The 20,535-nt window shown below is 62.7% G+C and carries 24 protein-coding genes; 9 read left to right on the forward strand and 15 right to left on the reverse strand.

From position 1 onward, the window contains the following. Positions 1–38: 38 nt before the first annotated feature. Positions 39–1,571, forward strand: a complete 1,533-nt coding sequence (locus LB516_RS19370; protein ID WP_224720207.1) for a sensor histidine kinase — start codon at positions 39–41, stop codon at positions 1,569–1,571. Positions 1,572–1,594: 23 nt separating this feature from the next. Here the strand turns inward: LB516_RS19370 and LB516_RS19375 are convergent, their stop codons facing one another. From LB516_RS19375 to LB516_RS19385, 3 genes are all read right to left on the reverse strand, one after another. Beyond that, positions 1,595–2,071 (reverse strand): hypothetical protein, encoded by a 477-nt coding sequence (locus tag LB516_RS19375; protein WP_224720208.1) that lies wholly within the window; start codon positions 2,069–2,071, stop codon positions 1,595–1,597. 10 nt (positions 2,072–2,081) lie between these two features. Next, positions 2,082–2,408 (reverse strand): YqjD family protein, encoded by a 327-nt coding sequence (locus tag LB516_RS19380; protein ID WP_015315401.1) that lies wholly within the window; start codon positions 2,406–2,408, stop codon positions 2,082–2,084. A gap of 120 nt (positions 2,409–2,528) precedes the next feature. Next, the gene (locus LB516_RS19385; RefSeq protein WP_140789810.1) at positions 2,529–3,290 is read right to left on the reverse strand and encodes a Crp/Fnr family transcriptional regulator; all 762 of its coding nucleotides are present in this window, start codon (positions 3,288–3,290) and stop codon (positions 2,529–2,531) included. Positions 3,291–3,362: 72 nt separating this feature from the next. On the opposite strand from LB516_RS19385, the gene LB516_RS19390 reads away from it, so the two are divergent. After that, positions 3,363–3,812, forward strand: a complete 450-nt coding sequence (locus tag LB516_RS19390; RefSeq protein WP_140789866.1) for a response regulator — start codon at positions 3,363–3,365, stop codon at positions 3,810–3,812. Between the two features lie 45 nt (positions 3,813–3,857). Here LB516_RS19390 and LB516_RS19395 read toward each other — a convergent pair whose 3' ends face one another. Both LB516_RS19395 and LB516_RS19400 read right to left on the reverse strand, forming a co-directional pair. Beyond that, complete coding sequence (locus LB516_RS19395; RefSeq protein WP_010911883.1) at positions 3,858–4,409, reverse strand: RNA polymerase sigma factor; 552 nt, start codon at positions 4,407–4,409, stop codon at positions 3,858–3,860. Positions 4,410–4,413: 4 nt separating this feature from the next. Continuing rightward, positions 4,414–4,617 carry a NepR family anti-sigma factor gene (locus LB516_RS19400; RefSeq protein ID WP_140616734.1) on the reverse strand — a complete coding sequence of 68 codons (204 nt, stop codon included), beginning with the start codon at positions 4,615–4,617 and terminating at the stop codon, positions 4,414–4,416. 216 nt (positions 4,618–4,833) lie between these two features. Between LB516_RS19400 and LB516_RS19405 the strand changes: the two genes are divergently transcribed. The 6 genes from LB516_RS19405 to LB516_RS19430 all read left to right on the forward strand — a co-directional run bounded on the left by LB516_RS19405 (position 4,834) and on the right by LB516_RS19430 (position 8,350). After that, entirely contained in the window at positions 4,834–5,628 is a 795-nt protein-coding gene (locus LB516_RS19405) for a response regulator (protein WP_015315397.1), read from the forward strand. A 206-nt stretch (positions 5,629–5,834) separates the two neighbouring features. Continuing rightward, positions 5,835–5,999: a DUF1328 domain-containing protein gene (locus tag LB516_RS19410; RefSeq protein ID WP_010911886.1), complete on the forward strand. Its 165-nt coding sequence runs from the start codon at positions 5,835–5,837 to the stop codon at positions 5,997–5,999. A 187-nt stretch (positions 6,000–6,186) separates the two neighbouring features. Continuing rightward, positions 6,187–7,221 carry a sensor histidine kinase gene (locus LB516_RS19415; RefSeq protein WP_224684102.1) on the forward strand — a complete coding sequence of 345 codons (1,035 nt, stop codon included), beginning with the start codon at positions 6,187–6,189 and terminating at the stop codon, positions 7,219–7,221. A gap of 133 nt (positions 7,222–7,354) precedes the next feature. Further along, positions 7,355–7,531 (forward strand): hypothetical protein, encoded by a 177-nt coding sequence (locus LB516_RS19420; protein WP_181171156.1) that lies wholly within the window; start codon positions 7,355–7,357, stop codon positions 7,529–7,531. A 164-nt stretch (positions 7,532–7,695) separates the two neighbouring features. Then, the gene (locus tag LB516_RS19425) at positions 7,696–8,022 is read left to right on the forward strand and encodes a hypothetical protein (RefSeq protein WP_015315394.1); all 327 of its coding nucleotides are present in this window, start codon (positions 7,696–7,698) and stop codon (positions 8,020–8,022) included. Between the two features lie 82 nt (positions 8,023–8,104). Next, a complete protein-coding gene (locus LB516_RS19430) occupies positions 8,105–8,350 on the forward strand; it encodes a YMGG-like glycine zipper-containing protein (protein ID WP_015315393.1) in 246 nt (81 codons plus the stop codon). 91 nt (positions 8,351–8,441) lie between these two features. Here the strand turns inward: LB516_RS19430 and LB516_RS19435 are convergent, their stop codons facing one another. The 4 genes from LB516_RS19435 to xylF form a co-directional block, all read right to left on the reverse strand. Further along, entirely contained in the window at positions 8,442–10,064 is a 1,623-nt protein-coding gene (locus LB516_RS19435) for a CHASE domain-containing protein (RefSeq protein WP_140662975.1), read from the reverse strand. A 140-nt stretch (positions 10,065–10,204) separates the two neighbouring features. After that, positions 10,205–11,029 (reverse strand): ATP-binding cassette domain-containing protein, encoded by an 825-nt coding sequence (locus LB516_RS19440; RefSeq protein ID WP_224720209.1) that lies wholly within the window; start codon positions 11,027–11,029, stop codon positions 10,205–10,207. 10 nt (positions 11,030–11,039) lie between these two features. After that, positions 11,040–12,392 carry a sugar ABC transporter permease gene (locus LB516_RS19445; protein WP_224720210.1) on the reverse strand — a complete coding sequence of 451 codons (1,353 nt, stop codon included), beginning with the start codon at positions 12,390–12,392 and terminating at the stop codon, positions 11,040–11,042. 236 nt (positions 12,393–12,628) lie between these two features. Further along, positions 12,629–13,669, reverse strand: a complete 1,041-nt coding sequence (gene xylF, locus LB516_RS19450) for a D-xylose ABC transporter substrate-binding protein (protein ID WP_224720211.1) — start codon at positions 13,667–13,669, stop codon at positions 12,629–12,631. A 265-nt stretch (positions 13,670–13,934) separates the two neighbouring features. Between xylF and LB516_RS19455 the strand changes: the two genes are divergently transcribed. Beyond that, entirely contained in the window at positions 13,935–15,170 is a 1,236-nt protein-coding gene (locus LB516_RS19455) for an ROK family protein (RefSeq protein ID WP_140662981.1), read from the forward strand. A 2-nt stretch (positions 15,171–15,172) separates the two neighbouring features. Here the strand turns inward: LB516_RS19455 and phoB are convergent, their stop codons facing one another. The 6 genes from phoB to pstS all read right to left on the reverse strand — a co-directional run bounded on the left by phoB (position 15,173) and on the right by pstS (position 20,375). Further along, positions 15,173–15,862, reverse strand: a complete 690-nt coding sequence (phoB, locus tag LB516_RS19460; protein WP_010911896.1) for a phosphate regulon transcriptional regulator PhoB — start codon at positions 15,860–15,862, stop codon at positions 15,173–15,175. Between the two features lie 19 nt (positions 15,863–15,881). Continuing rightward, positions 15,882–16,589: a phosphate signaling complex protein PhoU gene (phoU, locus tag LB516_RS19465; protein WP_224720212.1), complete on the reverse strand. Its 708-nt coding sequence runs from the start codon at positions 16,587–16,589 to the stop codon at positions 15,882–15,884. A 25-nt stretch (positions 16,590–16,614) separates the two neighbouring features. Then, positions 16,615–17,418: a phosphate ABC transporter ATP-binding protein PstB gene (pstB, locus tag LB516_RS19470; RefSeq protein WP_140509733.1), complete on the reverse strand. Its 804-nt coding sequence runs from the start codon at positions 17,416–17,418 to the stop codon at positions 16,615–16,617. Continuing rightward, complete coding sequence (gene pstA / locus LB516_RS19475; RefSeq protein ID WP_015315385.1) at positions 17,415–18,266, reverse strand: phosphate ABC transporter permease PstA; 852 nt, start codon at positions 18,264–18,266, stop codon at positions 17,415–17,417. Before pstA ends, pstB begins: the two co-directional genes overlap by 4 nt. Before the next feature lie 3 nt (positions 18,267–18,269). Then, entirely contained in the window at positions 18,270–19,253 is a 984-nt protein-coding gene (gene pstC, locus LB516_RS19480) for a phosphate ABC transporter permease subunit PstC (protein ID WP_224720213.1), read from the reverse strand. 66 nt (positions 19,254–19,319) lie between these two features. After that, positions 19,320–20,375: a phosphate ABC transporter substrate-binding protein PstS gene (pstS, locus tag LB516_RS19485; protein WP_224720214.1), complete on the reverse strand. Its 1,056-nt coding sequence runs from the start codon at positions 20,373–20,375 to the stop codon at positions 19,320–19,322. Positions 20,376–20,535 lie beyond the last annotated feature (160 nt).

Genomic DNA, 20,535 nt, shown 5'->3' on the forward strand with positions numbered 1-20,535 from the left:
GACGGCAAGGACATCAAGACAAGTCACGGGAACTTGGTTTGAATAGCAGGGTGGAAACAGCAGCCGGTCTGCCGGCCGAGGTTGCGCGCGCCGTGCAGGACGAGCACCGGCTGGCCGTGCTGCACTGGCTTGAGATGCTGGATACGGCGGCCGACCCGGATTTCGACCGCATCGGCGGCTTTGCCGCCGCCGTGATGCGCGCGCCAATCGCCCTGGTCACACTTGTCGACCTCGATCGGCAATGGTGCAAATCCTGTTCTGGCATGGAAGAAACACAGATTACGACAGCCATTTCCTTCTGTGCGCACGCCATCGCCGCTGGCGATGAGCCGATGGTGGTGACGGACGCAGCGGCCGACCAGCGTTTCCACGCCAATCCGCTGGTGACCGGCAAGCATCATGTGCGCTTCTATGCCGGCGTCCCGATCATTGTCGCGGGAGCGCGGATCGGAACCCTGTGCGTCATGCACCGCAAGCCGTGTGCCCACCCGTCCCGGTCCAAGCTGGACCAGTTGAAAACGCTCGCCGGCCTCGCCGGCAGCCTGTTCACCCTGAAGCACGCGACCCGCACCGGCGCTGTCGCCGAAGCCGCGCTCGCGCGCGAGGAAAAGCGGCGCGCCGTCGCCCTCGATGCTGCTTCGCTGGCAAGTTGGGCCTGGGACGTCCGCACCGACGTCATCGACTGCGACGTCCGATTGCCGGAATTGTTCAACCTGCCGCGCTCGACAAGGTTGCGGGCCCGCGATGTTCTGACAGCCATCGATCCACGCGACGTCCACCAGACCGAAACCAGCTTTCGTGACGCCTTGACCGGCAGTGACGACTATTTTGGCGAATACCGGGTGAATGGCTTCCATCCACCGCGATGGGTGGCCACGCGCGGCCGTGTCATCGAGCGCGATGGCGAAGGCAAGCCGACGCTGATTTTCGGCGTCAACTACGACATTTCGGAACGCAAGCTCGGTGACGAACGGCAACGGCTCCTGCTGCGTGAACTCAACCACCGGGTCAAGAACACGCTGGCGACGGTCCAGGCGCTGGCGACACAGACCGTGCGCCATGCCCGCCAGCCGAGCGAATTCCTCGAAGCCTTCAGCGCGCGGCTTCAGGCCCTGGGTATCGCCCATGGTCTGCTGTCCGACCGCGAGTGGCGCGGTATCGGCATCCGCGAACTCGTCCAGATCGAGATCAGGCCTTTCGACAACGCCGCCCAGCCGCGGCTGGCAATCTCGGGCGCCGATCTGCTGCTGTCGCCCGATCAGGCCGTCGGCCTCGGGCTGATCTTGCACGAACTGGCCAGCAACGCGCTGCAGTATGGGTCACTGTCGGTTGCGTCAGGCAAGGTTGATCTCGACTGGAAAGCCCAAGGCAAGAATGGTGACAGGCGCCTGGTGTTCACCTGGCGCGAAAGCGGCGGTCCTGAAGTCGCGCCGCCCGAGCGGCAAGGCTTCGGCTCGATCCTCATCCGGCGCAGCCTGGCCAAGGTGATTTCGAGCGAAGTAACTCATGAATTCCGGCGCGATGGGGTCTTCGCCGAAATATCGATGCCGCTGGAAGATCTGTCGAGATGACGTGAGCATGGCCGCCGGCGCGACTACCCCTCGCCGGCATCCGGGTGGTGGTCGGTGTCGGACTTCACATTCTCGCGGTAGATGGCATAGGCCGCGAGTGCCACGGCCGGACCAAGAATAACCCCGAGCCCACCTTTTCCCTTGAGCCCACCTTTGAGCAATGCCGGAATCACAGCGAGCGCGGCCGTAATGCCGATCGCTTTCATGTCGGTCTTGCGCCGCCTAGCCTCGCGGCGCATCCGCGTGCCCGACATCAGCCGATGGGTCAAAAGAACAAGGCCTGCGATGACCAGAAAGCCGACACCGAAACCAATCGCCGCCGCCAGCGATCCATAACGGGCCGATGCCCAGATATAGGCCGCGCCGACTAGGAAGCCGATACCGCAAAACACCGCCAGCGCGGCAAGCATATAGACGATGGCCGCCGTCCGTGCTCGACGTATGGCGGCCACGGTTTCGCCCGAGGCGAAACCCGAGAGCAACGATGCCAGCAGTCCCATCTCGGCGGAACTAGCGACGCGTGAGCAGCGCGAACAGGAAGCCGACGCCCGCGGCGATAGCCAGCGACGTCACCGGCTTTTCGCGTACGCTTGCCACCATCTGCGCCTCGATATCCCTGGCATTACCGCGCAAGCTGTCGAAGGCGGCCTCCCCTTGGGCGCGCAACTGTTCGACGCCTTCGGCCGCCGCGCGCCGCGCCGTGCCGTAGCCGTGTTCACCGGTCTTGGCCAATTGCTTGGTGAGCTTGTCGATATCGGCCTTCAACTGCCTGATGTCGGCTTCCAGATCCGGATTCGTCCGCGCTTCGTTGGCTGTCTTCCCTGCGACGGTGGCCATTGCTTAACTCCTTGTGATTGCTCGATTTCAAACGCGCCTTGCGTCTCAAGGTTCCGATGTCGGGACAAACTACCCGAAAACCCGGTCACGCGCACCCGATCCGCCCCGGCAAGGTGTCGGTCAGATCAGCGGCCGGCGGCCCTCGGACAGCCCCTCCCAGCCGGCGAGCTGTTTCAGACCTTCAATGTCGACGACACCGCAACCGCCGTCGCGCCAGACGATCAGCTGACGGTCCATCAGCTTGCGGATTGTCTTGTTGGTGTGAACCAACGACAAGCCAAGCGTATCGGCGATGTGCTGCTGCGTGATCGGTATCTGGATGGACTGCGTGCCGTTCAGGCCCACGACCTTGGCGCGGCTGGCGATGAAGGCGACAAGATAGGCGGCGCGTTCGATTGCGCTGCGGCGGCCGACACTGAGCAGGTTCTCGTCCAGCATCCGCTCTTCACGCGAAGCGATCCAGGTGATGTCGTAGGCGAGGCCCGGATGGTTGCGGTAGATCTCGAGCAGATTGTCGCGTTCGAACACGCAAAGCAGCATTGGCGACAGCGCCTCGACGGAATGCTGCATTTCCCCCATGACGCTGCCTTGCAGACCGATGAGATCGCCGGGCATGAGGTAATTGAGGATCTGCCGGCGGCCGTCCTGCAGCAGCTTGTAGCGGAACGCCCAGCCGGACAGCACAGTGTAGAGATGCGCGCTGTGGCTTCCTTCCACGAGAACCGTGGCACCCTTGTCGACCGCGAGTTCTCCCTTCTTGAACTTGCTGATGAAGGCCAGCTCCGGCTTCTCGAACTCCCGGAACACCGGCAGGGACCGCAACGGGCATTGCTCGCAGGGGTATTGACGGCTTGAGGAAGAGCGCCCGGTCTGGCTCGGCATTTCGACCCCCTTGCGAATGCCTGCCGTGAGCAGGTCTGTTTTTGCGTGTTGCCGAGATCGGCCTGTCGGCGGATGTCTTTTTTAAATGACAACACACCAAATTGCGATCATGACTCCCGGCGTTTCAAGGAGCAATTGCCTGTGCCCCAATTACTTGATGGATTGCGCATTCTTGTCCTGGAGGATGAGTTCCTCATCGCCATGGATGTCGAGCAACTCTGCCGTGACCACGGTGCAGGCGAGGTGGTGGTTGCCCGCGATTTGGCCGAGGTCGATGGCCGGAAGGTCGCGAAGGATTTCGACGCGGCCATTGTCGACCTGATGCTGGGTGGCGCCTCGACGCTCGAATTTGCCGCAGGCCTTCGTGAGACCGGCGTCCCGTTCGTGTTTGCGTCCGGTTATTCGGATGCGGATGAGATCAAGGCGTCCTTCCCGGGGGTGAGGCTGGTCACCAAGCCCTATTCGGGCGAAGACCTCGTCGAGGCCGTGGCGCTGGCCTATGGTCGCGGCTCCCCTGGCTGAGACTGACGCGACAACGTCCGAATCGCCGTTATGCGGCCCCGCATTTCAATGCGCAGCCGTTCCCGTGACCTGAGCCGAAATCGCGTCGGGGCCATACTCGTCCTCACCTGAGATTTTCAGGATTTCCTGCAGGCGCGTGCGGGCCCTGCTGACGCGGCTTTTGATCGTTCCGACCGCGCACCCGCAGATTTCGGCGGCCTCCTCATAAGAAAAACCCGATGCGCCGATCAGGATGATGGCTTCGCGCTGGTCCTCCGGCAATTGCTCGAGTGCCCCGCGAAAATCCTTGAGGTCGAGCTGGCCGTGCTGGGCCGGGTGCACTGCAAGCCGGGCCGTCATGATGCCGTCGCTGTCCTGCACCTCGCGACCGCGCTTGCGCATTTGCGAATAGAATTCATTGCGCAGTATCGTGAAAAGCCATGCCTTGAGGTTGGTGCCGGGCTGGAAGCTTTCATGCTTGTCCCAGGCCTTGACCAACGTTTCCTGAACGAGGTCATCGGCCTTGTCGGCATTCTGCGTCAGCGACACGGCAAAGGCCCGCAAGCTCGGGATCGCCCCAAGCAGATCGGTCTTGAAGCCTTGGGAGACCGCTGCCATGTCCCTAGTCCTTCTTCTGTGCGGGTTCGGCCTGTTCCAGTTGGCTGAGCAACTGGGCGAAGCGATCCGGCACATTGTCGGAGACCAGCTCGTCGTAATATTGTTTGAGTTTGCGTCCGATTTCGGAATTCGGCCCTAACGGATCGCCGTCGCCGTTCCGGCGCCTGCCCGTGACGCCAGCCAGAATATCTTTGGTCATGTCCTTCATTTCGCCCTTTATTTCCCAGAACTCAAGCCGCTCACAACACAACACAAGGCAAGCGGCACCCTCGTCTGGTTGCCCATCCCGGCACTAAAACGCCATTGCCGGTGATTCGTTCCATATCGGCGGAACTTTTTCAGAAAAGCGGCGTTGTTCCCACGGGGCTTGCAATCGGCATAGCCTGGAATCCGTTCAACGCGTCATCTGAGGGAGACGTCTATTATGAGCTTGTCCGCCACCATCGCTCCGCATCTGCCGTTCCTGCGGCGCTTTTCGCGTGCCGTCTCGGGATCGCAGGAGAGCGGCGACGCGCTGGTCGCCGCGATGCTTGAGGCGATCATTGCCGATGTCGACATCTTCCCCGAGGCGTCGAGTGACCGGATCGCACTATACAAGGTTTTCGCCAAGCTCTTCACATCGGTTGCCATCCGCGTTCCGCAAGAGCAGACACAGGCGGGCTGGGAACAGCGCGCGGCCGCCAATCTCAATGCGATCGCGCCGCTTCCCCGCCAGGCCTTCCTGCTGGTTGCCGTCGAAGGTTTCAGCGAGGACGAGGCGGCCGAGATCCTCGATGTCGGCGACCAGCAGTTCTCCGAGCTGCTTGCCCAGGCAAGCAACGAGATTTCCCGTCAGGTGGCGACCGACGTGCTGATCATCGAGGATGAGCCGCTCATTGCCATGGATATAGAGGAGATGGTCGAGAGCCTCGGCCATCGGGTGGTGGGCACGGCGCGCACCCATGCCGAAGCGGTGACGATGTTCGGCAAGACCCGACCGAAGATGGTGCTGGCCGACATCCAGCTCGCCGACGGCAGCTCGGGCATCGAGGCGGTGAACGAAATCCTCTCGTCAACATCGGTGCCGGTAATCTTCATCACCGCTTTTCCCGAGCGTCTGCTGACCGGAGAGCGTCCGGAGCCTGCTTTCCTCGTGACCAAGCCGTTCAATCCCGACATGGTGAAGGCGCTGATCAGCCAGGCGCTCTTCTTCGACCGGCAGGCCAAGGCCGCTGCATAAATCGCGGCCTCCGCGAGCCGGACAAGGACATAAAAGGCCACTGGGTGCGATGCATTCGGTGGCCTTCTTGACAAGCCGGATCGGCCGCCAGCGAATTTCCAGCCCGCGCTGCCTGGAACGGTTTGCAAGCATCGGCTTTTTCGGCGAATGGTGGAACAAACCGCATTTACCCACGTTTTCACCGTATCATTGGAAGGAGATGAACCATGCTTTACTGGGCGCTCGTATTTCTCGTCGTGGCGATTATTGCCGGCGCGCTTGGTTTCGGCGGCATCGCCGGCACATCCGCCGGTATCGCGCAGATATTGTTCTTCATCTTCCTCGCGTTCCTGGTCATTTCGCTTTTGGCCGGCCTTTTCAGACGGGCGTGAGCCTGGCGGCTGAATAGAGGAACACTGGAAGCCGCACCCCTCAAACGGTTTCCAGCCACCGCCGGGCGGTGTCCTTTACTGGACGCCGTCCGGCGGACCGCTTTAGGAAGGGTGGTTGTCCCGATTCATTTGGAACCGATGTGGCAGGTGAGCGGTTCAGTCTGAGTTGGGGTGGACAGGTTGACCGATGCGCTCGAGGACTTCAGATAGAGAGGAAGGCGCACGGGGCGATGAAGTGATCGCCATGCATCCGGCCGAGAGCGGCATGCAGCTTGGCCGGGCTCTTCTCCACGCGCTCCACAATGCCGGCATTTCCGTCCTCTATCAGGATCGTGAGATGAAGACCGTATGGGCCCGCAACATGCGCGCCCCTTGGGCCTCCGACGATGTCGATGGCAACGGCATTTTGCCGACGGCGCAGACCGACCGCATCGGCGCCGCCAAGCGCGATGTGATCGCGACCGGCAATCCCCAGCGCCTTGAAATCAGTGTTCCGGTCGAGAATGGCGTTCGCTGGTTTCAGATTTGGGTCGATGCCGACCGAGGCGACGATGGCGATGTACAGGGCGTCGTCACCACCATGGTCGAGACGACCGAGCAAAAGCGGCGTGAACAGACGTTGACGACGCTGCTGCGGGAAGTCAGCCATCGCTCGAAGAACCTCCTGGCGATCATCCAGAGCATCGCGACCCAGACCGGCCGCTATTCCGACGGCATCGGCGATTTCCTGACGCGCTTCCGCGGCCGGCTGCAGTCGCTGGCCTCCTCCCAGGATCTGGTGACATCCTCCAATTGGCGAGGGGCAGCCCTTCATGAACTGGTGGCGGGCCAGGTCGGCCGCTATGGCGCGAACCCGTCGCACAGCCTCCGTTTTCGTGGCGCCAATCCTTACCTCAATCCCAACGCCGCACTGCATATCGGGCTGGCGATGCATGAACTTGCCGTCAACTCGTTGAGCTACGGTGCCCTGTCCCGGCCGGATGGCTTCGTCGAGGTTACCGCCCAACTCGACGCTGCTGCCACGGGGGAGGTTGCGCTGTCGCTGACATGGGCCGAAACGATAGAAGCCAATCGCGGTGGCGGCGGTCAACGGCGCTTCGGAAGCGTTGCGTTGGAGCGGGTGGTGCCGGCATCCCTGAACGGAACCGCGAACCTGGATATCGGCGAGGGCCATCTCGAATATCGCCTTGTCGTGCCGCACAGCAATTTCGAGACGCAGTGAGAGCCTGGCAAACAACAATCCTTAACCGGCTGTTCACCATAAGCGCGGATGCTGTTTTTCCCAGATACCGTCGGAACCTGCCCCGCCTTCGGAGATTGTTGGCAGGCTCGAAGCACGGTACGGGAGGAATGTCTTGACGATTGCCGACATGAACAGATTGGAACAAGCCGCCCGTGTTTCGATGGGCGAATTTCTGGAATCCGAACCCTCCATGGAGGCACTCCCTGAAGCAGGTAGGGGGTTGATGAAGGGGATCGTTCTTGCCGCGGCCGCGATCATGGTGCTGGCCATTTTCTGGCAGTTGACCTGACTAAATCTGCTCTCCTCTCCGTCGCGCCAATTGAAGTCGCCGGGCAGGCTAACGCCGCAGCGTGAGGAGCCGCAGTTTTCTCCGAACTATTCGCGTAACGCTGTTGGAATGACAGGAACTTTTTGACGATGCCGGCCGTTAATGCGGCCAGAGGAACATCTGTCATGGAACACATAGCCGCGTTGCTGCTGGTGATCGGTTGCTCGAACACGATGGCCGAATGTCGGGAATTGCAGGTCCCTGTCAGTGTTTTTGCGACTGCTGACGAATGCACCGCTGAGCGCCCCTTCGCGATGGGCGACGTGCAGGGGCAGGCGCAGCATGTCGTCGCCAAATGCCTCGCGGTCGATCCCGCCCTGGAGGACGACTACGATCAGATTGTCTGGAAGGTGCGGCCAGATGGTAGTCTTGACGCTTCGTTGGCCGTATCCAACGTCGTCATGGCATCGAACACGAACCGCCCAGAAAAAGACGACCTTAGCCAACAATAAATTGCAGCAGCAAAGGCCGTCGTTTCGTGCTAAATGGCGGTTGGAGCTTACCAAAGTGTGGACACAAGTGAGGAGTGACTCTATGCGGAAAATACTTATTGCCATGGTTGCGGTGGTTGCCGTCAGCGGCTGTACCTCGACCGAGCAGGACGTCGTCGGCGGCGGCTTGATCGGCGCGGGCGTGGGTGGGTTGGTCGGCGGCGGCAAGGGTGCCTTGATCGGCGCGGCCGTCGGTGCCGGTTCCGGCCTGCTGGTTCGCAACCTGCGCAACGGCTACTGCCAGTATCGCGACCATCGCGGCCGGATCTACACGGCCCGCTGCAACTGATTCAGCGATAACAAGTCAAAATCCGGAGGCCCCTGGGCCTCCGGATTTTCGTGGCTGGGAGTCGGCCGCTAGGGCCGCTGACGGGTGGGTTTCAGCCGGCCAGTGGAATTTTGATTTCCACCTTGAGGCCATCGGCCTGAAAATCGCGTCTGATCGTGCCGCGCAGCTCGCGCGTGACATTGAGATCGATCAGCTTGGTGCCGAATCCCGTCCGCGATGGCGCCTCTACCCTCTTCTTCCCCGCCTCCCGCCAGTTCAGCGCCAGCGTCCGCTCGCGCCCCCGCCCTTCCAGCGACCAGTTCACCTTGAGAGCGCCAACGAAATTGCCGGCTTCGCCGTATTTCAGCGCGTTGGTGGCGAGTTCATGAAAGGTCAGCCCAAGCGCCTGCGTCGTTGTTTCATCGAGCAGCACCTCCGGGCCTGACAGGAGCCCGTCCGGCAATTCCTTGCCGAACACCTGGCCAAGCTCGATGCGCAGCAGATCGGCAAGGTCGGCTTTCTGCCAGCGCGAGCGCGTCAACATATCCTGCGAGGCGGCCATCGCCTGCAGCCTGGCCGAGAAGGAAGCGGAAAACTCATTGACGTCGGTTGCCCGCGAAGCCGTCTGCCGCGCGATCGCCAGCACCCTGGTGATGGAGTTCTTGATGCGATGCTTCATCTCCTGCAGCATCAGGTCCTTTTCGAGCAGGCTTTTTTCCGTCGTCTCGTGCAAGGCCGACACCGCGTCATAGGCTCGCTCCTGATAGCGCGCCACCAGCGCGATGGCGCCTGCCAGGAGCAGGCCGAACAGCCCCAGCATCACGGGGATGGCGCGCGAAGAGGGTTGCGAGAAGGCGCTGGTTGGCCTGAACAATACCGTCCAAGGGCGTCCCGCCACGGTCATCTTGCGGGTGACCAGCAGCCGGTCTCCCAGGGATGACGCCGGTGGCGTCTCCGAGCGGAACAACAGGTTGTCGCCGTTCACCGCTCCATCATAGATCTCGGTGTTGACCGGCAGCAGCGGCGCACGGCTGAGCGCGATCTGGAACAGGTCCCGGGCCCGAAAGGCCGCATAGAGAAAGCCGGCGGTCGAGGACCGCGATGCGTTGATGACCTCCGGTGCGGTTTCCACATTGAGCCGCACATAGACCAGGAAGCCCGTGAAAGTCTGCGCCACGCCCGTGCCCTGGCCGAGTTGGACCAGCCCGCTCGCATGCTGCTGGTCGTCGGCCATGGCTTTTTCGATCGCCGCACGCCGCACCGGCTCACTGAACATGTCGTAGCCGATGATGGTCTGGTTGGACGGATCGAGCGGCTCGAAAAGCGCGATCGGCGTGCGCCAGGCCTGCGTCGTATCCGGATAGACCGGATGACTGGCGCCGAAATCGTGGAGGGTGTCGCGTTCCACCGCTGCCTCGTCGCCCGTCCTGACCAGCCGCAGGAAGCCGATGCCTCGCAGGCCGGCGAAATTGTTGTCGACATCCAGCGCCTTGAAGAATGCCTTGAACTCGTTCTGGGAAATATCGCCGTTGCGTGCGTCGAACAGGGCCTGTGTCGAGCGCAGCAGCGACAGGTGCAGGTCGATGCGGCTCTCGATCCGGTTGAGGGCGTCATCGGCCGCCCCTTCGAACTTGATGCGGGCGGCTTCCTGCGTCGCGAAATAAGCGAACCCCGCCATGGTCATGCTGATCAGTGCAACGGCAATGAACGCGACGATTGGAAAAAGCTTCTTCAACGGATGATGCGGTCCATGAGCAAAACAGGACCTTTTATGGGCAAGTCGCCGGGCCAACACAATGGTCAGGCCACACCATCGTGATCACTGGCATATCACGTGACCGGCAACGGGGCGTGCCCGAAGCGGCCTGACCGGCCTCAGGCGGCGATCTTCAGCGCGCCCGGCCCCGGTATGGCACCTGGAGGACATTTGCCCAGGATGATCATCCCAAGCACCTCGTCCTGCGTGACGTCAGTCGTGCGGGCGGTACCGACCACCTGGCCATTCTTCATCACGCAGACACGGTCGGCCAGCTCGAACACGTCGTGGATGTCGTGGCTGATCAGGAAGATGCCGATGCCATCGGATTTGAGCTGCCTGACCAACTCGCCGACCTGGGCGGTTTCCTGGGGCCCAAGTGCCGCCGTCGGCTCGTCCATGATCAGGATGCGGGCATTGAACAGGATCGCGCGGGCGATCGCCACCGATTGCCGCTGACCGCCTGACAGCTTGATCACCGGCTCCTTGAAGCGCTGGAAGCGGGGATTGAGCCGCCCCATCACCTTGCGCGCCTCGGCCTCCATGGCGAGGTCGTCGAGCGTGCCCCAGGCGGTCATCAGTTCGCGGCCGAGGAACAGGTTGGCGGCGGCATCGACATTGTCGGCCAGCGCCAGCGTCTGGTAGATCGTCTCGATACCGTATTTCTTGGCGTCGCGCGGGTTGGAAATCGCTGCCTCCTCGCCATTGACGAAGATCTGGCCCGCATCGCGCTTGTAGGCGCCGGACAGGATCTTGATCAGCGTCGACTTGCCGGCGCCGTTGTGGCCGAGCAGTGCCACGACCTCGCCGGGGAAAAGATCGATCGAGGCGTCGTCGACGGCGCGGATGCCGCCGAAGGCGATCGAGATGTTGCGCATGTCGACCAGCGGCGTGCCAGTGGGCGCAGTTGTGAGGGCCCTTACGGGAGCGGTTTTGTCAGCCATGGTCGTATCCCTAAACCCGCTTACGATAGACGGTGTCGAGCCAGACGGCGATGACCAGCACGGCGCCGACGACGATGCTCTGCAACGGCGAATCGACACCGAGCAGCACCATGCCCGACTGCAGCGACTGCATCAGCAATGCACCGAGCATGGCGCCGATGATGGTTCCCGAGCCGCCGGCAAGCGAGGTGCCGCCGATGACGGCCGCGGCAATGACCAGCAGCTCATCCAATGTTCCCAGCACATTGGTGGACGAGTTCTGCCGGGCCGACGAAATGGCGGCGGCGATCGTGGCCAGCACGCCCATGATCATGAACACCTTCATGGTGATCCAGCGCGTGTTGATGCCGGCGAGATTGGCCGCTTCCGGATTGCCGCCGATAGCAAAGACATAACGGCCGAAACGGGTGCGGTTGGTGATGAAGGTCATGACCAGACCGACGGCGACCGCCATCAGCACCGGTATGGCGATGCCGTGGGCGATGAACAGCCCGCCCTCCGGCACGGTGATGTTGTTGGCGGCCGCGTACCGGTTCACGATCCCGATCGGCCATGGATAGGAGTTGGCTAGCCAGACCGCGCCCATGATGACGGCGCAGGTGACGACGCCGAGCAGCGTCTCGGCCCAGATCGGCCGCAGGGGGAAGCGGAAGCGCTTGCGCTGGACCCGCCCGTTGAACAGCGCGAACACGACGGCCAGGCAGGCGACGATGCCGACGACCCAGCTCCAGGTGGCGCCGATCGATCCGGCCGGTCCGCCGCCCATAAGCTGGAACGTGGCGTCGAGCGGTGCCACCGTCTGGCCTGACGTGACCCACCAGGCGGCGCCGCGCCAGACCAGCAGGCCACCCAGCGTGACGATGAAGGCCGGCACTTCGAGATAGGCGATGACGAAGCCCTGGAAGGCGCCGATCAAAAGCCCGAGCGCCAGACCGATGACCAGTGCCAGGACCCAGATCCATGGGTTGCCGAGCTCAAGTCCTACGAACCGAACCAGGAAATGTACCTGCGCAAAGCCCATGACCATGCCGATCAAGCCCTCGGCGGAACCGACGGACAGGTCGATGTTGCGCATGACGATGACCAGCACCATGCCGCAGGCCATGATGGCGACCGCGGACGTCTGCACCGACAGGTTCCACAGATTGCGTGGCGTGAGGAACGTGCGGCTGTCGAAATCGAGCGGATTGACGCCAAGACGCAGGCTCGAAATCATATGCAGCGCGACCCAGATCAGCAGCAGCGCGCCGATCATGCCGAGCATGCGGGTATCGATCTCGGTCGCCTTCAGGAAACGCGCGACCGCGCCGAGTTCCGACGCACGCGCCGTATCGGCCTGCGAGGTTGAGGTCGTGTCGGTCATGATGTCCTCCCAGCGGCTTGCCGTCTGACGCGGAGCCGGACCAGAGCCCAGAAGTTAGCCGCCAGCGGCGGAAACACAAATCTTGTCGGGAAAACGCCGCGGCTTGGAAGCAATTCCAGGAAAAGTGCGTAAGGGTTTTTGTCCGGAATTGCGAAGACAAGAAAATTGGAACGGCCAGTGTTCAGAACACTGACCGTTCCACGCCGCGGCGTTTCCGACTTTTCAGGCGATCAAGCTCAGTTGCAGGCCGCGACGCTGCCCGCGGCAACGCCCGTGCAGACTTCGTCCTTCTTGATCCAGCCGGCGTCGATGACGAGGTTGAGATTGTCCTTGGTGATGGCCACCGGGGTCAGGAACAGCGACTTGACGGTGTTGCCGCCAGGCGTCGTGAAGTCCTTCACGCCGGCGATGTCGGTCATCTTCTTGCCGTCGGCGAGTTGCGAGGCGATCTCGGCGGCGTTCTTGCCGAGTTCGCGCGCGTCCTTCCACACCGACACGGTCTGGGTGCCGAGCGCGATGCGGTTGAGCGCGGCGTGGTCGCCGTCCTGGCCGGAGACCGGCACGGTGCCGGCGAGCCCCTGCGCCGTCAGCGCCGCGACGACGCCGCCGGCGGTGCCGTCATTGGCGGCGACCACGGCGTCCACCTTGTTGTCGTTGGCGGTGAGGAACTGTTCCATGTTCTTCTGGGCGTTGGCGGGCAGCCAGCCGTCCGTATAGGCTTCGCCGACATTCTTGATCTTGCCGCTGTCTATGGCCGTCTTCAGCAATTCCATCGAGCCCGAGAACAGGAAGTCGGCATTCGGATCGGCGCCGGAGCCCTTGATGAAGACGTAATTGCCCTCAGGCTTCACCTTGAACACTTCGCGGGCCTGCATGCGGCCAACTTCCTTGTTGTCGAAGGTCAGGTAGAAGACGTCCTTGTTCTCGATCAGGCGGTCATAGCCGACGACCGGAATGCCCTCGTCGAGCGCCTTCTGTACCGCCGGGCCGATGGCCGACGCGTCCTGCGCCAGGATGATCAGCGAATTGGCACCCTGCGAAATCAGGCTCTCGACATCGGTCAGCTGCTTGCCGGGATTGGACTGCGCATCGGCGGAAATGTACTTGTCGCCCGCGGCCTCGATCGCCTTCTTCATGGCCGCCTCGTCGGTCTTCCAGCGCTCCTCCTGGAAGTTGGACCACGACACGCCGATGACCTTGTCCTTTGCCTGCGCGACCGACGCCAGCGTCAGCGACATGGCGACACCCGCCAGAATGGCGACTGTGAATCTCTTCATGATATCCTCCCTGCGCCCGCGTGTGGCGCGACCAAACTGGCCCTAAGGCCGGCACAAAGGCCCTAATTTTTTCGAGCCTCGAAAAAACACTGGTCCATCGCCGGAACACTGTCAACATCGATTCTGACGGATTTTGAGGTGCCGGAAGCCTTTTTTCGAGCCCCGCAATAAATAAATGACAGCCCCAGCCGCTTCTGCCAGTATTCGACCCGTGCCGGAGGTGTTCGAGGGGGCGTCAAGAACCGCGGCGACGGGGAGGGAAATCATGTCGGTCGGAATCCGCCACGACGATCTGCGCCGGCGCAACCGCGCAATGGTGATTGGAGCCGTGCGCCGGGGTGGCCAGCCCTCGCGCACTGAGATCGCCGCCACCACCGCCCTGAGCCACTCGACCATATCGGCGATATCAGCCGACCTGATCGGCGAAGGTATCCTGAGCGAAGGCAAGCCGAACGAGGCCGGCTCACTGAAACGCGGCCGGCCGCAGGTGGGCCTTTGTCTCAACCCCGAGGCCGCGGCGGTCATGACCGTGGTGCTGTCGCTGAATTTCCTCTCCGTCGCCGTCATCGACTACGCCGGCCAGGTGATATCGGAGGAGCAGCGCCGGCTGGACACGCTGACCATGTCGCGCGAGGCGCTGATCGGCGAATGCGTGGCCATCGTCCGGCGCCGCCTCGAGGATCCCGACCTCGATGTCGCCAGCATTGCCCGCATCGCGCTGGCGATCCAGGGCATCACCGACACCGAGGCGCGCGCCATGCTGTGGTCGCCGATCACGCCGCAGACGGACATTGCCTTCGCCGATATACTCGAAGCCGAATTCGGCATCCCCGCCACCATGGAGAACGACTGCAACATGATGGCTGTGGCGCTGCGCTGGCGCGACCCCGAGCGCTACCGCGACGACTTCATCGCCATCCTGCTCTCGCACGGCATCGGCATGGGCCTAGTGCTGAAGGGCGAGCTGTTCACCGGCACCCATTCCTCAGGCGGCGAGTTCGGCCACATGATCCATCGCCCCGGCGGCGCGCTCTGCCGCTGCGGGCGGCGCGGCTGCGTCGAGGCCTATGCCGGCAACTATGCCATCTGGCGTAATGCAGGACAGATGGGTGAGGACGCCAAACCGGTCGACGTCAGCGACGCCGACATGCGCGCATTGGCGGCCACGGCGCGCGAAAGAGACGGACCGGAGCGCGAGGCCTATCGCAAGGCCGGCGAGGCGCTGGGCTATGGCCTTGGCAGCTTGTTCGCGCTGATCGATCCGGCGCCGGTTGCGATGGTCGGCGTCAGCGCCGCCGCCTTCGATCTGATCGAGCCGGCCTTGCGTGAGGCCATCGCCCAGACCGCCGGCGGCCAGCATTCGACGTCGATTTCCTTCGATACAGAGCCGAACGAATTGCCGCTGATCCGCGAGGGCTGCGCCATGCGCGCGCTCACCTTCGTCGACCAGGAGATCTTCGCGCCGGGCGTGCAGGTGAGATCCGGCAAGAACGTGGCCTGATCTCAATCCTCGCGGATTGCGTAGCCCGCGCCACGGATGGTGCGTATCACATCGGGCATGCGGCCATTGTTGACCGCCTTGCGCAGGCGGCCGACATGCACATCCACGGTGCGCTCGTCGATGTAGATCGTCTCGCCCCAGACATTGTCGAGCAACTGGCTGCGCGAGAACACGCGGCCGGGATGGCGCATCATGAATTCGAGCAGCCGGAACTCGGTCGGTCCGAGCCGGATCTCGCTCTTCTTGCGATAGACCCGGTGCGATTCGCGGTCGAGCACGATGTCACCGACCTTGAGCACGCTGGACAGCACTTCCGGCTTGGCGCGGCGCAGCAGCGCCTTGACCCGGGCCATGAATTCCGGCGTCGAGAACGGCTTGACCAGATAGTCGTCGGCGCCGGTCGAGAGGCCGCGCACGCGGTCGCTCTCCTCGCCGCGCGCCGTCAGCATGATGATCGGCAATCGCTCCGTCTCGGGCCGCATGCGCAGGCGCCGACAGAGTTCGATGCCGGAAACCGCCGGCACCATCCAGTCGAGCACCAGGAGGTCGGGCACGTTTTCCTGGAGGCGTATCTCGGCTTCGTCGCCGCGTGTCACCACCTCGACCTGGTAACCCTCGGACTCCAGGTTGTAGCGGAGGAGCACGCCCAGCGGCTCCTCGTCCTCCACCACCATGATGCGTGGCGCGATCATCGATCGATCATCCCTGCCGTCAAGCCGCCGGCACCGACATCGCCGTCTCGTCCTGCTTCGGACGGTTGGCGGGCAGTTGCGTGCCGGTCAGCACATAATACGCATTCTCGGCGATGTTGGTCACATGGTCGCCGATGCGTTCGAGATTCTTGGCGGAGAACAAAAGATGCGTGCAAGCCGTGATGTTGCGGGGATCCTCCATCATGTAGGTCAGGAGTTCGCGGAAGACCGAAGTGTATTTGACGTCGATGCGTTCGTCGTCATTCCTGAGCTTGGCGAGGGCGGCGGCATCGCCGGCCGCATATTCCTCGACGACGCCCTGCACCTGGATCAGCACCAGCTGCGCCATGGAGTCGATGGAATGCGACAGGTCGCGCGGCGTGGCGGTGAGGCCGACCGAGCCGACGCGCTTGGCGATGTTCTTGGCAAGGTCGCCGATGCGTTCGAGATCGCCCGCCATGCGGATCGAGCCGACGACATGACGCAGATCGTCGGCCATCGGCTGGCGCTTGGCGATCAGGGTGATGGCGCGATCATCGAGTTCGCGCTGGCGCGCGTCCATGATGGCGTCGTCGGAGACCACGCGCTGTGCCAGCGCGTTGTCGGAATTCAGCAGCGCCTTGGTGGCGCCGCCGACCATCGTGCCGGCGAGATCGCCCATGTCGCTGATCAGCCTGCTGATCTGTCCGAGATCCTCGTCGAAGGCTGCGACTGTGTGTTCGGCCATGATCCTGGTCCTCGTATGCGTGAGATCAGCCGAAGCGGCCGGTGATGTAGTCCTGCGTGCGCTTCTCGCGAGGCGACGTGAAGATTTTCTCGGTTTTGTCGAATTCGACCAGCTCGCCCAGATACATGAAAGCCGTCTGCTTCGACACGCGCGCGGCCTGCTGCATGTTGTGGGTGACGATGACGATCGTGTAGTCGGCCTGCAACTCGTCGATCAATTCCTCGATCTTGGCGGTCGACAATGGGTCGAGCGCCGAGGCCGGTTCGTCGAGCAGGATGACCTCCGGCTTGACCGCCACGGTGCGGGCGATGCAAAGCCGCTGCTGCTGGCCGCCCGACAGGCTGAGGCCGCTGGCATTGAGCTTGTCCTTGACCTCGTTCCACAGCGCGGCGCGTTTCAACGCCTGCTCGACACGGCCGTCCATCTCGGCCTTGCCGATCTTCTCATAGAGCCGGACGCCGAACGCGATATTCTCATAGATCGACATCGGGAACGGCGTCGGCTTCTGGAACACCATGCCGATCTTGGTGCGCAACAGGTTGAGGTCCTGCGAGCGGTCGAGAACGTTCTGGCCGTCGAGCAGCACCTGACCCTCGGCGGTCTGCTTGGGGTAGAGCTCGTAGATGCGGTTGAAGACGCGCAGCAGCGTCGACTTTCCGCAACCCGACGGTCCGATGAAGGCCGTCACGCTGCGCTCGGGCAGCGACAAGGTGATGTCTTTCAGCGCCTTCGACTGGCCGTAGTAGAAATTGAGGTTCTTGACCTCGATCTTCGCCTTGGCGGCTGCCTCTGTCGCAATCGTCATGTCTGGAGACAACATCTGGCTCATTTGTCCTCTCTGCGTCCGGTCAGGCTGCGCGCAAAGATGCTGAGCGCGAGAACCGTCAATGTGATTATGAGTGCGCCGGTCCACGCCAGTTGCTGCCACTCCTCGTAAGGGCTGAGAGCGAACTGGAAGATGGTCACCGGCAGGCTGGCCATCGGCGCATTGAGATTGCTCGACCAGAACTGGTTGTTGAGCGCTGTGAAGAGTAGCGGCGCCGTCTCGCCGGAAATGCGGGCAATGGCCAGCAATATGCCGGTGACGATGCCGGACATCGCCGCGCGGTAGGCCACCGAACGAATCACCACCCAGCGCGGCGCGCCAATCGCCGTGCCGGCCTCGCGCAAAGCGTTCGGCACAAGGTTGAGCATGTCCTCGGTGGTACGCACCACGACGGGAATGACCAGGATGGCCAGTGCCACGGCACCGGCGATGGCCGAGAAATGCCCCATCGGCCGCACCATCAATTCGTAGACGAACAGGCCGATGATGATTGAGGGCGCCGACAGCAGGATGTCGTTGATAAAGCGCACCACGGTGGTGAGCTTCGAAAAGCGGCCATATTCGGCCATGTAGGTGCCGGCCAGCACGCCGATCGGCGTGCCGACGACGATGCCGATAATGGTCATCACGATGCTGCCGTAGATGGCGTTGAGCAGGCCACCGGCATCACCGGGCGGCGGGGTCATTTCCGTGAACACTGAGAGCGAAACGCCCGACAGGCCCTTATAGAGCAGCGCGCCGAGGATCAGTGCCAGCCAGGCAAGGCCGATGCCGGCGGCGATGACGCAGAGCGTCATCATCACACCGTTCTTGCGCTTGCGGCTCTGGTGAAGCGATGCGGCTGTCGACATCGGTCAGACTCCGGTACGGGCATCGATGCGCATCAGCATGTAGCGGGCGATGGCAAGGATGAGGAAGGTGATGACGAACAGGATCAGACCGAGCGCCACCAACGAGGAGGTGTAGAGATCGCCGACGGCTTCGGTGAATTCGTTGGCGATGGTTGCCGAGATCGTCGTTGCCGGCGCGAACAGCGAGGCGCTGATCCGGTGGGCGTTGCCGATGACGAAGGTGACCGCCATGGTTTCACCGAGTGCACGGCCGAGCGCAAGCATGACGCCGCCCATGATGCCGATGCGGGTGTAGGGGATGACGACGCGGCGTGTCACTTCCCAGGTCGTGCAGCCAATGCCGTAGGCGGACTCCTTCAGCACCGGCGGCACCGTGTCGAACACATCCTTGGTGATCGAGGTGATGAAGGGCAGCACCATGATGGCGAGAATCAGCGACGAGGTCAGCAGGCCGATGCCGTAGGGCGGACCGGCAAACAGGCTGCTAAGGCCGGGAATGCCATGGAACACGCTGATGATGAATGGTTGCACTGTCGTCTGCAGGAACGGTGCCAGCACGAAAAGGCCCCAGATGCCGTAGATGATCGAGGGGATCCCGGCCAGCAGTTCCACGGCCATGCCGATCGGGCGCCGAAGCGGGCGCGGGCAAAGCTCGGTGAGAAAAATGGCGATGCCGATGCCGAGCGGCACGGCGATCAGGATGGCGATGGCCGATGTGATGATGGTGCCATAGATGGGCGCCAAGGCGCCGAATTTCTCGGTGACGGGATTCCAGCTCTCGGTGGTCAGAAAGGAGAAGCCGAAGGTCGACAGGGCCTGCCAGGAACCGGCGAACAATGAGATGGCGACGCCGCCGAGCAGCACCAGCACGAGAATGGCGGCGGCGCGGGTCAGCCCATGGAAGATCGAATCGGTCAACGCGAACCGTCTGACGGTGGCGTCACGTGAACCTCGAACGGCTGGCAAGGCTTCCTGGGCTGCGCTCATGTCAAGCTCGGCTCTTTGTGTTGAATGAAAAGGAGCGCCGCGGGGCGGCGCTCCTCCAGAAAGATATTACTCGCCGGCGTAGACAGGCTTGCCGCCGGCCTGGATGTCGGCCTTCCACGAAGCCTTGATCAGGTCGACGACGCTGTCGGGGATCGACACGTAGTCGAGCGCCTTGGCGGTTTCCTTGCCGTCCTTGTAGGCCCAGGCAAAGAACTTGAGCGCTTCGCCGGTGGCCGCGGCATCGTCCGGGGTCTTGTGGATCAGCACCCAGGTCGAGGCAGCGATCGGCCAGGTGGCGTCGCCGGGCTCGTTGGTGATGATGACGTTGAAGTTCTTGGCGCCCTTGAAGTCGGCGTTCGAAGCAGCCGCGCCGAAGGATTCGAGCGACGGCTCGACGACCTTGCCAGCGGCGTTCAGCATCTTGGAGTAGGAGAGATTGTTCTGCTTGGCATAGGCATATTCGACGTAGCCGATGCCGCCGTCGGTCTGCTTGACGGTGTTGGCAACGCCTTCGCTGCCCTTGGCGCCGACGCCGGTCGGCCATTCGACGGCCGTATCCGAGCCGACCTTGTCCTTCCAGTCGGGCGAGAGCTTCACGAGGTAGTCAGTGAAGTTGAAGGTCGTGCCCGAGCCGTCCGAACGATGAACGACGGCGATAGCGGTCGACGGCAGCTTAAGGTCCGGGTTCAGGGCCTTGATCGCGGCATCGTCCCATGTGGTGATCGCGCCGAGATAGATCTGGGCCAGCGTCTTGCCGTCGAGGACGAGTTCGCCCGGCTTGATGCCCGTGAGGTTGACGATCGGCACGATGCCGCCCATCACCATCGGGAACTGCACGAGGCCGTTCTTTTCCAGATCGGCGTCGGACATCGGCTTGTCGGTGGCGCCGAAGGTCACGGTCTTGGCGATGACCTGCTTGATGCCGCCGCCCGAGCCGATCGACTGATAGTTGAGGCCGATGCCGGTATCCTTCTTGTAGGTGTCGGCCCATTTGGCGAACACCGGATAGATGAAGGTCGAGCCGGCGCCGGAAAGGTCAGCTGCCATTGCTGCGGAAAGGGTGAGGGTGGACGCCGCAGCCATTGCAATCGCAACGGCCGCCGAGCGGATGAAATGTCTCATGTGGCCTGCTCCTGTTCGGAAGATGGTCTCTCGGCGCCACTTCTTGCCGGCGCCCGCTGAGGCCAATAGCCTTCGATTATAACAGTCGCATGACAGTTTCATGTCAGCCCGGTAACGCGTTGCCGGTAACGCGAAAGACGCTGATCTCGGGCGCTCGCGG

Origin of the sequence: Mesorhizobium sp. CO1-1-7, from assembly GCF_020164885.1 — a bacterium.
Taxonomy (GTDB): Bacteria; Pseudomonadota; Alphaproteobacteria; order Rhizobiales; family Rhizobiaceae; genus Mesorhizobium; species Mesorhizobium australicum.

Coding starts and splice junctions, on each gene's coding strand:
- xylF (WP_224720211.1), bottom strand. CDS start 13,669: ATGAAGAGATTCACAGTCGCCATTCTGGCGGGTGTCGCCATGTCGCTG.
- LB516_RS19410 (WP_010911886.1), top strand. CDS start 5,835: ATGCTTTACTGGGCGCTCGTATTTCTCGTCGTGGCGATTATTGCCGGC.
- LB516_RS19400 (WP_140616734.1), bottom strand. CDS start 4,617: ATGAAGGACATGACCAAAGATATTCTGGCTGGCGTCACGGGCAGGCGC.
- LB516_RS19375 (WP_224720208.1), bottom strand. CDS start 2,071: ATGGGACTGCTGGCATCGTTGCTCTCGGGTTTCGCCTCGGGCGAAACC.
- LB516_RS19455 (WP_140662981.1), top strand. CDS start 13,935: ATGTCGGTCGGAATCCGCCACGACGATCTGCGCCGGCGCAACCGCGCA.
- pstC (WP_224720213.1), bottom strand. CDS start 19,253: ATGAGCGCAGCCCAGGAAGCCTTGCCAGCCGTTCGAGGTTCACGTGAC.
- LB516_RS19390 (WP_140789866.1), top strand. CDS start 3,363: ATGTCTTTTTTAAATGACAACACACCAAATTGCGATCATGACTCCCGG.
- LB516_RS19380 (WP_015315401.1), bottom strand. CDS start 2,408: ATGGCCACCGTCGCAGGGAAGACAGCCAACGAAGCGCGGACGAATCCG.
- LB516_RS19405 (WP_015315397.1), top strand. CDS start 4,834: ATGAGCTTGTCCGCCACCATCGCTCCGCATCTGCCGTTCCTGCGGCGC.
- LB516_RS19395 (WP_010911883.1), bottom strand. CDS start 4,409: ATGGCAGCGGTCTCCCAAGGCTTCAAGACCGATCTGCTTGGGGCGATC.
- LB516_RS19440 (WP_224720209.1), bottom strand. CDS start 11,029: ATGGCTGACAAAACCGCTCCCGTAAGGGCCCTCACAACTGCGCCCACT.
- LB516_RS19445 (WP_224720210.1), bottom strand. CDS start 12,392: ATGACCGACACGACCTCAACCTCGCAGGCCGATACGGCGCGTGCGTCG.
- LB516_RS19425 (WP_015315394.1), top strand. CDS start 7,696: ATGGAACACATAGCCGCGTTGCTGCTGGTGATCGGTTGCTCGAACACG.
- pstB (WP_140509733.1), bottom strand. CDS start 17,418: ATGAGCCAGATGTTGTCTCCAGACATGACGATTGCGACAGAGGCAGCC.
- pstS (WP_224720214.1), bottom strand. CDS start 20,375: ATGAGACATTTCATCCGCTCGGCGGCCGTTGCGATTGCAATGGCTGCG.
- LB516_RS19385 (WP_140789810.1), bottom strand. CDS start 3,290: ATGCCGAGCCAGACCGGGCGCTCTTCCTCAAGCCGTCAATACCCCTGC.
- phoB (WP_010911896.1), bottom strand. CDS start 15,862: ATGATCGCGCCACGCATCATGGTGGTGGAGGACGAGGAGCCGCTGGGC.
- LB516_RS19430 (WP_015315393.1), top strand. CDS start 8,105: ATGCGGAAAATACTTATTGCCATGGTTGCGGTGGTTGCCGTCAGCGGC.
- LB516_RS19415 (WP_224684102.1), top strand. CDS start 6,187: ATGCGCTCGAGGACTTCAGATAGAGAGGAAGGCGCACGGGGCGATGAA.
- phoU (WP_224720212.1), bottom strand. CDS start 16,589: ATGGCCGAACACACAGTCGCAGCCTTCGACGAGGATCTCGGACAGATC.
- pstA (WP_015315385.1), bottom strand. CDS start 18,266: ATGTCGACAGCCGCATCGCTTCACCAGAGCCGCAAGCGCAAGAACGGT.